At 67.1% G+C, this 11,908-nt stretch carries 11 protein-coding genes; 5 read left to right on the top strand and 6 right to left on the bottom strand.

The window, feature by feature from the left end; genetic code table 11:
* Positions 1–24 precede the first annotated feature (24 nt).
* Positions 25–813 (top strand): SDR family oxidoreductase, encoded by a 789-nt coding sequence (locus ABSL23_RS12045; protein WP_353633893.1) that lies wholly within the window; start codon positions 25–27, stop codon positions 811–813.
* A 75-nt stretch (positions 814–888) separates the two neighbouring features.
* Complete coding sequence (rdfA, locus tag ABSL23_RS12040) at positions 889–1,506, top strand: rod-determining factor RdfA (protein WP_353633892.1); 618 nt, start codon at positions 889–891, stop codon at positions 1,504–1,506.
* Between the two features lie 726 nt (positions 1,507–2,232).
* On the opposite strand, the gene ABSL23_RS12035 is transcribed toward rdfA, so the two are convergent.
* Positions 2,233–3,471, bottom strand: coding sequence for an FAD-dependent monooxygenase (locus ABSL23_RS12035; protein ID WP_353633891.1), 1,239 nt, complete (start codon positions 3,469–3,471; stop codon positions 2,233–2,235).
* Between the two features lie 144 nt (positions 3,472–3,615).
* Between ABSL23_RS12035 and ABSL23_RS12030 the strand changes: the two genes are divergently transcribed.
* Positions 3,616–4,080, top strand: coding sequence for a pyridoxamine 5'-phosphate oxidase family protein (locus ABSL23_RS12030; RefSeq protein ID WP_353633890.1), 465 nt, complete (start codon positions 3,616–3,618; stop codon positions 4,078–4,080).
* A gap of 29 nt (positions 4,081–4,109) precedes the next feature.
* Here the strand turns inward: ABSL23_RS12030 and ABSL23_RS12025 are convergent, their stop codons facing one another.
* Entirely contained in the window at positions 4,110–5,465 is a 1,356-nt protein-coding gene (locus ABSL23_RS12025) for a methyl-accepting chemotaxis protein (protein WP_353633889.1), read from the bottom strand.
* 129 nt (positions 5,466–5,594) lie between these two features.
* On the opposite strand from ABSL23_RS12025, the gene ABSL23_RS12020 reads away from it, so the two are divergent.
* Positions 5,595–6,470: a fumarylacetoacetate hydrolase family protein gene (locus ABSL23_RS12020; RefSeq protein ID WP_353633888.1), complete on the top strand. Its 876-nt coding sequence runs from the start codon at positions 5,595–5,597 to the stop codon at positions 6,468–6,470.
* A gap of 86 nt (positions 6,471–6,556) precedes the next feature.
* Positions 6,557–7,255 carry an ABC transporter ATP-binding protein gene (locus ABSL23_RS12015; RefSeq protein WP_353635382.1) on the top strand — a complete coding sequence of 233 codons (699 nt, stop codon included), beginning with the start codon at positions 6,557–6,559 and terminating at the stop codon, positions 7,253–7,255.
* A 143-nt stretch (positions 7,256–7,398) separates the two neighbouring features.
* On the opposite strand, the gene ABSL23_RS12010 is transcribed toward ABSL23_RS12015, so the two are convergent.
* The 4 genes from ABSL23_RS12010 to ABSL23_RS11995 all read right to left on the bottom strand — a co-directional run bounded on the left by ABSL23_RS12010 (position 7,399) and on the right by ABSL23_RS11995 (position 11,886).
* The gene (locus ABSL23_RS12010) at positions 7,399–8,496 is read right to left on the bottom strand and encodes a branched-chain amino acid ABC transporter permease (protein WP_353633887.1); all 1,098 of its coding nucleotides are present in this window, start codon (positions 8,494–8,496) and stop codon (positions 7,399–7,401) included.
* A complete protein-coding gene (locus ABSL23_RS12005; RefSeq protein ID WP_059056868.1) occupies positions 8,496–9,377 on the bottom strand; it encodes a branched-chain amino acid ABC transporter permease in 882 nt (293 codons plus the stop codon). Before ABSL23_RS12005 ends, ABSL23_RS12010 begins: the two co-directional genes overlap by 1 nt.
* Before the next feature lie 39 nt (positions 9,378–9,416).
* Entirely contained in the window at positions 9,417–10,601 is a 1,185-nt protein-coding gene (locus ABSL23_RS12000; RefSeq protein WP_059056866.1) for an ABC transporter substrate-binding protein, read from the bottom strand.
* Positions 10,602–10,806: 205 nt separating this feature from the next.
* Positions 10,807–11,886, bottom strand: a complete 1,080-nt coding sequence (locus ABSL23_RS11995) for a cupin domain-containing protein (RefSeq protein ID WP_179204558.1) — start codon at positions 11,884–11,886, stop codon at positions 10,807–10,809.
* Positions 11,887–11,908: the final 22 nt, after the last annotated feature.

The following is an 11,908-nucleotide window of genomic DNA, read 5'->3' as shown; positions in this document are numbered from 1 at the left end:
GACGCCGCTCCAGATGGACGACGTATGGACCTAGAAATCGACGGCAACGCGGCGCTCGTGACAGCCTCTTCGAGTGGACTCGGCAAGGCCTCCGCGAAGGCGCTCGCCCGCGAGGGCGTGAACGTGGTCGTCAACGGCCGCGACGAGGACCGACTCGCGGACGCGCGCGACGAAATCGCCGAGGTTGCGGAGGGCGACGTCGTCGCCCAGCCCGGCGACCTCACGGACGCAGACGACATCGAGGCGCTCGTGGAGACGACCGTCGAGGAGTTCGGCACCATCGACCACCTCGTGACCAGCGCCGGCGGCCCGCCGTCGGGCGCGTTCCTCGACACCGACGACGAGGACTGGTACGAGGCGTACGAACTGCTCGTGATGAGCGTCGTCCGGCTCGCCCGCGAGGCCGAACCGTACCTGACCGAGGGCGACGGCGGCACCATCGTCACCATCACCTCCCGCAGCGTCAAGGAGGCCATCGACGACCTCGTGCTGTCGAACTCCGTCCGTATGGGCGTCATCGGCCTCGAAAAGACGCTCTCGAAGGAGTTCGCCCCAGAGGTCCGCGCGAACGCCGTCCTTCCCGGCTCGCACGAGACCTCGCGCATCCGCGAACTCGTCGACCAGGCGGTCGAGCGCGGCGACTACGACAGCTACGAGGAAGGGCTGGCCGACTGGGCGGACAACCCCCTCGAACGCATCGGTGACCCGATGGAACTCGGCAACACGGTCGCGTTCCTGAGCTCGCCGAAGTCCGGCTACGTCAACGGCGCCGCGGTGCCGATCGACGGCGGCTCCACGGGCTCGAACCTCTGAGGGGGTCGCCGCCCGAACAAGTCGGGGCCGGCTCGCAGGCGTAAGTATAACCGTCCGGGGTTTCCTACCGCAGGTATGGGCGACGCAGAGCACGACACCGCGGGCCGCCGTAGCAAGGTCGCGCGGCTCCTCGACGAATACGACCTCGACGGGGTCGGCGCCGAGCTGGAGGCGCGCTGGACGGCAACGGGCGACGACCACTGGAGTCTACGGGACCTCGCGACGACGTTCAATCGCGAACTCGTCCGGGAACGCCTCTACGACGCCGGCATGCGTCCCTCCGAGGCCGAGGTGGCGGACGTCGTTCGCTCGCTGACTGGCGACGACACCGGTGCCGCCGAGCAGACCCAGCTCCGGCGCCGCCTCGAACGCGAGGGGATCGACGTCGACGACCTCACCGGCGACCTCGTGACCTATCAGGCGGTGCGCAGTTACCTCAAGGACTACCGCGGCGCGGAGTACGAGCGCGACACCGGCGACCGCCTGGAAACCGTCGCGGACGCCGTCCAGAAGCTCCGCGGGCGGCTGGTCTCGGTGACCGAAACGAAACTCGACGGCCTCCGGAACACGTCCCGCCTGACGCTCGGCGAGTTCCGCGTGATGGTCGACGTCCAAATCCTCTGCACCGAGTGCCAGTCCCAGTACGGTGTCTCGGAGCTACTCACCGCGGGTGGCTGTGACTGCGACGACTGAAGAAATAACACTGTTACTGTTGTTATTTTCACTTGCGGCTGTCTCGTCCGCTATCCCCTTCGGGTCGAGGCCAGAACTTCGCCCGTCACGCGTCAGCCCGCCGGTCGAATTACACTCCGGGCTTAGTGTATCGTCTCAGTTGAGACTGTGCGGCAAATTCACTCTCTCGCGTTACAGCCACTTCTGTTCGGTGATAGCGAACAACTACGAACCGAGTTCGTCTTTCTATTCGATTCCATCCGGGGCGTATCTTTCGCGCCTGTTCCGCGGTAGTGAGTCCCATACACGCGAAGGTCGAGGCTTCGGTTGTTCGGTCTCACGAGCGAGCAGTCACCCCGCGTTCCGGGCTTGGCGACGGAGCAGGAGAATTGGTACACGAATGAACGGTAATTTGCTGAATTCGTTAGCTAGTATTCCGCTATATCTGACCACGTGATACAAACAGTCAGCTACTACTCCGTTCTCCGTGAGCGAACGAAACGAACTGGCTGATAAATGATTATCGACTTCGCACGACGACTGAAGCGCTCGGCTCGACCCTCACTGAGCCGCTACCGATTGCTCTCGGCGAGTACGGCGATTCATCTGGGGTATCCGTCTCGTCGCCCGGCCGGCGCCGGCACGACAATCGAGATTCGTTCAGTTACAGCGAACAGCGACGAAGAAGACGTCAGGCGTACGATTACGCGGAGGGAGAGCGCGTGGTGGCCGTCGGCGTCGGTTCGACTAGTACTGCCCGATGGTCACCGGCGGCCCGCCGTGGGGGCCGTACGGCGCGTCGTCGAGCCACTCGCCGGCGGGCTCGTAGTACGGCGCCGCCTTCGCCGCGAGGTACTTCTTCGCTCGCGTGACGTAGCTGTCGCCCTGCAGGTACTCCAGCGCCTGCCCGGCGGCGCTCTTGTTGTACTCGGCGGCCTTGAGGCGCGTGATGCCGTACTGCGTGATCTCGGCGGCGCGCGCGGACTCGACCTCCGCGTTCAGCGCGACCGCGATGGCGCTGGCGGCGGCCTCGGCATCCGCCACCCCGGAGTTCATCCCGCGCGCGCCGAACGGCGCGAACAGGTGGCCGGACTCCCCCGCGAGCAGCACGCGGTCGTGGTCGTCGACCATCCGGTCGGCGATGACCTGCTTGAACTTGTACTGGGAGACCCACTCCACGCGGTCGCGGTAGTCCTCCCCGAGCGTCTCCGCGACGAGCTCGCTGATGGCGTCGTCCTCGGTGAGCCGCTGGGGGTCGTCGCTGTCCTTGCACTGGATGTCCACGCGCCAGCCGCCCTGGAACGGCACGAGCAGGACGTTCCGGCCGTCCACGCGCGGGTGGTCGTAGTGGAACACCCGCTCCTTGAACAACTGCTCGTCCTCGTCCTCGAACTCCGCGATGTCCGCGATGATGAAGGAGTTCGCCGACTCGGTGCCGTCGAACTCGCCGCCGATCTCCTTGCGGACCGTCGAGCCGGCGCCGTCCGCGCCGACGACGTACTCGGCGTGATACTCCTCGCCGCTCTCTGTCTCCACGCGCACGACGTCCTCGCTGGCGTCCACGGTCTCGACGCCGTCGCCCCAGACGACGTCGATGCCGGCGTCCTCGACGGCGTCGAGCATGTACTCCTCCGTCCAGACCTGCGGGAGGCTGGTGAAGTGCGGGAGATCGCCGTCGCCGCCGGGCGTCGAGTACGTCCGCTCGAACACTTCCGTCCCGCGGAACAGCGTCCGCCGCGTCGACCAGATCATCCCGTTGTCGACGAGGCGGTGGCCGAGCCCCGGGGACGCGTTCTCCAGCGTGCGGAGCGTGTCCTTGTGGACGTAGATGGCCCGGCTGCCGGGCCGCTCTCGGTCCTTCGGGTCGGCTTCGAGGATGGTGACGTCGACGCCTCGGGCGTGCAACGCGAGCGCGGCCGTCATGCCGGTCGGCCCCGCACCGGCGACGACGACGGGCACGTCTGCTTGAGCTTCTGAGCCGCTCATCGTGTTACAACCCACGTGGAACTGGCGTATAGATGTTTCCCCGCTCGATGAGACGACCCAATAGTGAACAGCCATCGACTCTCTGGGGAGAACCCGAACATATTCGCACAGGGATTCTTTGTGCCCGTAGACTAACGTGTTCGCATGGAGGCACCAGATACCGGCGAACGAACCCTGCGGGGCGTCGCCATGGACGAGACAGAGCGAGACGAGTTCCTCCGCCAGCGCGGCATCGGCGTGCTCTCGCTGGCCAGCGAGAACGTCGCCTACGGGATGCCCGTCTCGTTCGGGTGGGACGGTGACGACCTCTACTTCATCCTCCTCCAGTTCGGGGAGGACAGCGAGAAGCTCGACTACGCCGCCACCACTGAGCGCGCGACGTTCTCGACGTACAACTTCGAGGACGAACACCACTGGCGCAGCGTCGTCGCGCGCGGGCCCCTAGAGGAAGTGTCCGACGACGACACCGACGACGTCACCGAGACGATGTTCGAGAACGCGCAGTTCGCGAGCCTGTTCCCCCACGGCGAGCCGATTACCGACCAGCCGCGCTACCGGCTCGTCCCCGAGGAACTGACCGGCCAGAAGGGACAGGGCCACGACGACTGACCCCGCGGTTTTTCGCGTCCAGTTCGGCGTTAGTCCTCGATTGTCGCGTCCAGTTCGGCTTCCACGTCGTGGACGCGCTCGCGGACGCTGCGCGCCAACTGCGTCTGCTCGTCGTTCTCGTCGGCCAGCTCCCCGATTTCGTCCACGACCTCCCCGAGGCTGTCCAGCGCGTCGTTGAGCATCGTCGTGACCTCCTCGGCGCTGACCGCCTGCTCGTCGGTCGCCTCCGCGATTTCGGCCATCCCCGTGGCGGTCTCCTCGGCGGCGGTGTGGATGTCGCTCTGTCGCTCGCGAATCGTCTCCACGCGCTCGACGGTCGCCTCGATGCCCTCCGTCGTGCGCTCGACGCCCTCGGTGGTCTCCTCGACGATGTCGGTCACGCGCTCGATGGTGGACTCGATGGCGTCCACCTCGGCCTTCGACTGGTCGGCCAGCTCCTTGATTTCGTCCGCGACCACCGCGAACCCGTCGTTGTTCCCGCTCGTGCGCGCGGCCTCGATGTTCGCGTTCAGCGCGAGCAGATTAATCTGGGAGACGATGTCGCTGATGACGTCCACCACGGACTCGATTTCCTCGACCTGCGAGTCCAACTCGACGGCCGTCTCGTCGAGGTCCGTCGCGGCCTCCTCGACGTCGTCGAGGAGCGCCTGCGCCTCGTCGGTGGCGTCCACGGAGGCTGCCGCGTTCTCCGCGACGTTCGCGGCGCGCTCGTCGACCTCGTCCGTCTGGGAGGCGATTTCCTCGACGGTCGCTGACAGCGACTCCACCTCGTTGCGGACCTCCGCCAGCGACTCCACCTGCTCGCGGGCGGTCTCCTCGATGAACTGGCTGTTCTGTGCGACCGCCTCCGAGGAGTCCAGCAGTTCCTCGACCGTCGAATCGACCTCCGAGGTGATTCGCTCTTGGGCGTCCTCGACGGCGCGGCGCTGTTCCACGAGGTCGGTCACGCGAGACACCATCTCGAAGGAGCCGACGACCTCGCCGTCGGGGTCGTACAGCGGCAGCGCGGCGGCGCTGACGTGCCACTGGCTGCCGTCGTCGTTCGTCCCGGAGCGCACGCGGTCCTCGTTGACGATTTCCTCGGTGCGCACGACCTCCTCGGCGAGCGTGTCCGTGACGTCGTCGGTGCCGATGACGTCGTGAGCGACCTCCCCGAGGACCTCGTCGGCGGGCGTGTTCTGGATGTCCTCCTGCTCGCGGTTCCAGTGCGCGACCCGGCCGTCGTCGTCCACGACCAGCGCGGGCTCGGGGAACCGCTCGGTCAGGTCCTCGAAGAGGTGCTTCCAGAAGTCCCGCTCGTCGCGCAGCCGCTCGACTTCGCTGGCGTCGTCCGGCGGGTCGTACAGCGAGGCGGACGCGTCGTGTTCGCGCTGTCGTGAGGCCATGATTAGTCACTCCTCTGTGATGATGTGTAATAAGCGTTCACCGCGATTATCGACAGCGAAACTGGCAGCCCCGGACTGCGCGCTGGGCGAACGCGATGATTTATGAGGGTGCTCGCCCCATCAGGACACATGCGATTCGTTCGCTTCAACGAGGACCGACTGGGCTTGCTCACCGACGACGACGGCGTCGTCGACCTCACCGACCGCCTCGACATCGACGCCGACGACCCGCTCGTCGAGTACATCAACGGCGACTACGACGCCAGCGAGTACGCCGACGCCGAGCCGGACTACGACCGCGAGGAGGTCGAACTCGGCTCCCCCGTCGAGCGCCCCGGGAAGGTCATCGCGGCGCCGCTGAACTACGAGAACCACATCGAGGAGGCGCTGGCGGACCGCGACATCACCACCGAGGAGTGGTTCAGCATCGAGGACAAGGGCTACTTCCTGAAGGCGCCGTCCAGCGTCGTCGGCCCCGACCACGGCGTCGAACTGCCGTTCTCGGACCGCCGCGTCGACCACGAAATCGAACTGGCGTTCGTGATGGGCGACGACGTCAAAGACGTGGACGCCGACGAGGCGTGGGACCACATCTTCGGGTACACGATTCTGCTGGACATCTCCGTGCGCGGCGACCAGGACCGCTCGAACCGGAAGTCCTACGACACGTTCACCGTCATCGGGCCTGCGGTCGTCACCGCCGACGAGATCGAGGACCCGCAGGACCTCCAGATGGAACTGGAGCTGAACGGCGACCGCAAGCAGTACGAGAACACCGGCGACATGGTGTACACGTGCGCGGACATCGTCGAGTACGCGTCGCTGGGCGCGACCATCGAGGCCGGCGACGTCATCACCACCGGCACGCCCGAGGGCGTCAGCGAGCTCTCTGACGGCGACACCATCGACGCCGAAATCGAGGACGTCGGCCGGATGGTCGTCGACGTCACCGAGCGCGACGTGCGCTTCGAGGACGTCCACGTGACGAAGGGCGGCCAGGAGTAGTCGCCGCGGCGCTGCCCGCCGCGCGACGGCCGGTCGCGGACGGAGATAATCTTTTATGGAGGACTCGTGTACGGTGGGGCATGACCCTGCTCGAAGTGGACGGCATCGACGTCGCGTACGGTGACGTGCAGGTCGTCTGGGACGTCAGCTTCTCCGTGACCGAGGGCGAGACTGTCGCGCTGCTGGGCGCGAACGGCGCCGGGAAGACGACCGTGCTGAAGACCATCTGCGGCCCGCTCACGCCCAGCGCGGGCGACATCTCGTTCAAGGGCGAGTCCATCGGCCACCTCCAGCAGGACGAGGTGGTGCCCAAGGGCGTCACGCACATCCCCGAGGGCCGCGAGATTTTCTCGGACAGCACCGTCCGCGAGAACCTCCGCTTGGGCGCGTACACGAACCGTGACGGGATGCGCGAGCGCCTCGACCGCGTCTACGAGATATTCCCGCGCCTCGAAGAGCGGAAGGGACAGAAGGCGGGGACGCTGTCGGGCGGCGAGCAGCAGATGCTGGCCATCGGCCGCGGGCTGATGAGCGACCCGGACCTCATCCTGCTCGACGAGGCCAGCCTCGGGCTCGCGCCCGTGCTCGTCGAGGACGTCTTCGACGCCATCGAGCGCATCAACGAGGAGGGGACGACGGTGCTGCTCGTCGAACAGGACGTGAACAACGCGCTCCGCATCGCCGACCGCGGCTACGTCCTCGAATCCGGCCGGATGAATCTCTCGGGGAGCGCGGAGGAGCTGGCGACCGACGACCGCGTCGCGGCGTCGTACCTCGGCGGCTGACGGCGGCTCGCGGCCGCGATTCTCTCTTGTCCGTTCGAACGGACAGCGAAGCGACCCGCTCGGCGCTGTTCGCGTGGCAGTTGGTCGAGAAGAAGGTGTAGCGAGCGGGTGCGGTCAGAAGCGGGTGCGGCGAGTAGGTGCGATTACTCCCCGGAGCCGTGGTTGCGGTCGTCGCCGAACCGCCGCGACACCGCCTCGCGGAGGCCGTCCTCGCGCACCTCGCGGCGGAACTCCGAGACGTCGTTCCGGAGGTCCGTGACCGCGCGCCGGACGTCCGCGACCGAGTGCTCCGAGAGGAGCTTGTAGAGGCCGCCCGGCACGAAGATGACGAAGACGATGATGAGCGCGCCCTCGATGGTCGTCGCGAACTCGCCGGCCGTCTGCCGGAGCACCGTGTCCAGCGTCAGGAACAGGCCGGCGCCGAGCAGCGGCCCCGCCATCGTCCCCATGCCGCCGAGGACGACCACGACGAGCGTGTCCACCATGTAGGTGACGCCCAGCGTCGAGTCCGCGTTGATGTACCCCGAGAACTGCGCGAAGAACCCGCCCGCGAGCCCCGCCATCCCGGAGGCGACGGCGAACGACATGAGCTTGTACCGCAGGGGGTTGACGCCGAGGCTGCTGGCGGCGTCCTCGTCGTCGTGGACGGCGCGCATCCCGAGCCCGGAGCGGCTGTTCACGATGGCGTACGTGAGGAGGATGGCCGCGACGGTCGCGAGCAGCATCAACAGGTAGACCGTCTCCGGTTCGAGGCTGGTCTCCACCAGGTACCCCGACGACCCGCCGCTGAACTGGCGCTGGTCGAGCAACACCAGTTGGATGATGGCGGCGACCGCCAGCGTGCCGATGGCGAAGTAGTGGCCGGTCAGCCGGAACAGCAGCGGTCCGAGCACGAGCGCCAGCAGGCCCGCGACGAGCGCGCCGACGAGGATAGCCAGCAGCGCCGGTGACTGAATCGACTCGGGGAGGCCGGCGCGCGTCGGCGTGGTCAGCCACGCGGAGACGAACGCGCCCAGCCCGAAGAACGCGTGGTGGCCGAGGCTAATCTGACCGGCGTACCCCGCGACGAGGTTCCACGACACGCCCAGCATCACGAAGACGAGCCCGGTGAAGATGATGTCCGTGACGAACGCCGTCGTCGAGTAGGGGACCGCGGCGAGCGCGAGCACGCCGACGACGGCGACGGCGACTCTGCGGCGGTCGGCGAACAGCTCCTCGAAGGGGTTCGTGAGCGACACCATCACTCACCACCCCCGGAGCTGCCGAACAGGCCGTGCGGCCGCACGAGCAACACCAGCACGAAGATGCCGAAGCTGATGATGTCCCGGAAGCCGCCGCCCAGGTAGAGGACGCCGACGTTCTCGGAGACGCCGAGCACGAGGCCGCCGACGAGCGTGCCGGCGACGCTGCCGACGCCGCCGAGGACGACCACGGCGAACGCCTTCAGGAGGTACGTCCAGCCGACGAACGGCGTGAACGGGAACAGCATCGAGAGGAGCGCGCCCGCGGCGCCCGCCAGCCCGGTGCCGATGCCGAGCGTGAGCACGTAGATGTTGTCCGTGTCGACGCCCATGTACTGGGCGGCGGAGCTGTTCTGCGCGGTCGCGCGGATGGCGAGCCCGGTGGTCGTGTACTTCAGGAACGCCCACGTGCCGAGGATGAGCACGATGGAGAAGACGAAGGTGACCACGCGCGGGAACGACAGCGTCGCCGCGCCGACCGCGATTGCGTCCCCGGGGATGCCGATGTCCGTCGACTGGGCGTTCCCGCCGAACGCGATGCGGCCGATGCTCTGGAGCATCAACGCGAGCCCGAACAGGACGATGATTGGTTGTTCCATGCCTTCCCCGACGACGCGTTCGAGGACGACGCGCTGGAGCGCCATCCCGAGGACGAACAACACGACGAACGCGACGACCATGCCGACGATTGGCGTGAGCCCCAGCGACGTGAACAGGATGATGGCGACGTACGCGCCGACCATCAGCATGTGGCCGTGCGCGAGGTTCACGATGTCCATGATGCCGAACACGAGCGACAGCCCGAGCGCGGCGACGGCGTAGATTCCGCCGAGGAGGAGGCCGTTGAGCAGCGACTGAACGAGTAAATCGGTCGTTACCATGTGTGAGTGTGTGTACGGGGAGAGTGGGATACTGGGCGATTACCGCTCGCTCCACGCCGGAATCGGGTACTGGAAGTCGATGGCGCCGCGCCCGTCCGTGTCCGGGTAGACGGTGTGCTGGTTGCCCTCCCACCACTGGCCGGTCGGCGCGGTGAGGTCGCCCTCCGCGGGCAGCCCGTTGTCCTCGAAGCCGAACGACCCGATGACGGTCTCGAACGTCTCCGAGCGGAACGTCTCCTGGAGCGCCCCGGGGTCCGTGGACTCGGCGCCCTGAATCGCCTGCAGCGCGGTCTGGGCGACGTTGTACGCGCCGCCGACGGGCGTTCGGATGAGTTCGCCGTCGTCGAGGCCGTACTCGGACTCGTAGGCCGACCACATCGCCTCGTTGCCACCGCCGGTGAGGCCGGGCACCCAGCCCGGACACATGCAGGCGTACGCGCCCGACTCCTCGAGCCCGGTCCACCACGCGGTCGGGTCCGCGGCGCGGACGAACTTCAGCAGGTCCGGCGACCAGTTGTTCTCCCGCATCTGGTTGACGGCGGTGATGCCGCCGGGCGGCGTCGGCGTCGAGAGCAGCGCCTCGACGTTCGCGCTCTCGGACTGGGAGATGAGTGTCGAGAAGTCCTGGTTGCCCAGCGAGAACGTCTCCCGCATCACGACGTCGTAGCCGGCGTCCGTGAGCGTCTCCTCCCAGTAGTCGGCCTGCTCTTCGCCCCAGCCGCTGTTGGGCTCCCAGAGGCCGACGTTGGTCGGGCGCTCGCCCTCGGGGATGAGTTCGAGCAGCCCGCGCGTCGAGCGAGCGACGTCCCGGGACTTCGGGAACGGCGAGTACGTCCACTCGTAGCCCTCGCTGCGGTGTGGGCCCTCGTAGGCGAAGAACGCGCCGACGAACGGGATGCCCTGGCTCTCCGCGTACGCCGACCCCGCGGTCACGAGGAGGCTGGAGAAGCTCCCCCAGATCATGTCCACCTGGTTGTTGCTCGTAATCTGGGTGAGGTTCTGCCGGACGAGTTCGGGGTCGCTCTCGTCGTCCCGCATGATGAGCTCGACGTCCGCGTCGAGTTGCTCGTCCATGCGGGCGACGCCGAGTTCGTAGCCGCGCTTGACGGCTTCGCCCAGCGAGGAGAACTGCCCGGACTCGGGCACCGTCGCCGCTATGGTGACCGTCTCGCTGCCGCCCCCGCCGCCACCGCCGAGGAGGGTGCAGCCGGCGAGCCCGGACATGCCGACGGTGCCCGCCGCACCGAGTGTTTTGAGATACGTGCGCCTGCTGTGTGACCTGTCACTATCCACCATGCTATACGCACACCTACACCACTTACATTATAAAACATGCGGTAAACCTATAGGTCCTGATACTTGTCGGCTGATACGCCACTCTTTCCCGACGATGGAGCGTGGAAGGAAACGAATACGACTGCCGCTGCGGTTACGAGGAGGGCTCGGCTTCCGCGTAGAAGTTCAGCGCGCGCAGCACCGGCTCGTCGGTGATGCCAAGCAGGATGGCCTCCTCGCCCTCGGGCTCGTGGTGGTGAATCTCGTCCGGGGGAACCACGAAGATGTCCTTCTCGCCCCACTCCAGGGCCTCGTCGCCGACGTGGGTGACCCCCTCGCCCTCGATGACGAAGTACACCTCCGTGGAGTTGTGGAAGTGGTCGTCAGTCGCCTCCTGGAGCAACTGCGCGCGGAACGACATCGTCGGCGTCACCGGCGGCTCGCCCGTCGCCGGGTTGACGTACGCCATGCTGTGTCCGTCGTAGGGGTCCGGGTCGTCGTTGTCCGCGTGCTGGCGCAGCGCCTCCACCATCTCCGCCCAGCCGAAGCGGTACGGCGGCGTCGCCGCGCGGTCGCCCTCGAAGGGACCGGGGATGGAATCGTCGTCGTCCCCGTTGGTCGGGCGGCCGCGGCCGTACTGGGAGTCCCAGTAGCCCTGCGTCTTCGTCACCGGCTGGCGCTCCAGCTCGTGGTTCTCGAAGACGTGGGAGTTGTTCAGCGTGTCCAGGAACAGCGGCAAATCGAGGATGTCCAGCCACGCCGCCGTCTCGTCGGAGTCGTTGACGTGGTCGTGCCACTCCCACTGCGGCGTCGTGATGAGGTCGTGGTCCCGCATCGGGAACTCCTCGCCGGCCACGACCGTCTTCATGTCCTCGTGGCCGTCGATGGTGAACCGGAGCGCGCTGGAGGCGTGCCGGTGCGCGGGCGCCGTCTCGCCGGGCGAGACCGTCTGCACGCCCACGTAGATGGTGTTCGAAATCGCGTGGGGCGCGTTGATTGGGACGGCGACCCGCCGCTGGAAGCCCGGCGGCAGGTCCTCGATGGGCACGTCCGCCTCGATACCGTCGATGGCGGCCTGGATGTCCTCCCACTTCCAGATGTTCGCGCCGATGTCGTCCACGAGGCTCCCCATCTCGTCTTCGACCTCCCACAGCGGCACGAGGTCGTGCTCGTCGAGGAGGCCCCTCGTGTCCGCACTCATCTCTAAGAGGTCCTCCGGGTCTTCCGTTGCCATAGTGTTACACTAGCACAGAAAT

Source organism: Halobacterium sp. NMX12-1 (assembly GCF_040435975.1).
In the GTDB taxonomy this organism is placed as follows: domain Archaea; phylum Halobacteriota; class Halobacteria; order Halobacteriales; family Halobacteriaceae; genus Halobacterium; species Halobacterium hubeiense.
Note: the sequence above shows the minus strand (reverse complement) of the source record. Positions and strands in the feature narration are given on the sequence as shown.

Excerpts from the sequence above, each read along its gene's own strand:
- ABSL23_RS12045 (WP_353633893.1), top strand. The coding sequence starts at position 25 with ATGGACCTAGAAATCGACGGCAACGCGGCGCTCGTGACAGCCTCTTCG.
- rdfA (WP_353633892.1), top strand. The coding sequence starts at position 889 with ATGGGCGACGCAGAGCACGACACCGCGGGCCGCCGTAGCAAGGTCGCG.
- ABSL23_RS12035 (WP_353633891.1), bottom strand. The coding sequence starts at position 3,471 with ATGAGCGGCTCAGAAGCTCAAGCAGACGTGCCCGTCGTCGTCGCCGGT.
- ABSL23_RS12030 (WP_353633890.1), top strand. The coding sequence starts at position 3,616 with ATGGAGGCACCAGATACCGGCGAACGAACCCTGCGGGGCGTCGCCATG.
- ABSL23_RS12025 (WP_353633889.1), bottom strand. The coding sequence starts at position 5,465 with ATGGCCTCACGACAGCGCGAACACGACGCGTCCGCCTCGCTGTACGAC.
- ABSL23_RS12020 (WP_353633888.1), top strand. The coding sequence starts at position 5,595 with ATGCGATTCGTTCGCTTCAACGAGGACCGACTGGGCTTGCTCACCGAC.
- ABSL23_RS12010 (WP_353633887.1), bottom strand. The coding sequence starts at position 8,496 with ATGGTGTCGCTCACGAACCCCTTCGAGGAGCTGTTCGCCGACCGCCGC.
- ABSL23_RS12005 (WP_059056868.1), bottom strand. The coding sequence starts at position 9,377 with ATGGTAACGACCGATTTACTCGTTCAGTCGCTGCTCAACGGCCTCCTC.
- ABSL23_RS12000 (WP_059056866.1), bottom strand. The coding sequence starts at position 10,601 with ATGTCCGGGCTCGCCGGCTGCACCCTCCTCGGCGGTGGCGGCGGGGGC.
- ABSL23_RS11995 (WP_179204558.1), bottom strand. The coding sequence starts at position 11,886 with ATGGCAACGGAAGACCCGGAGGACCTCTTAGAGATGAGTGCGGACACG.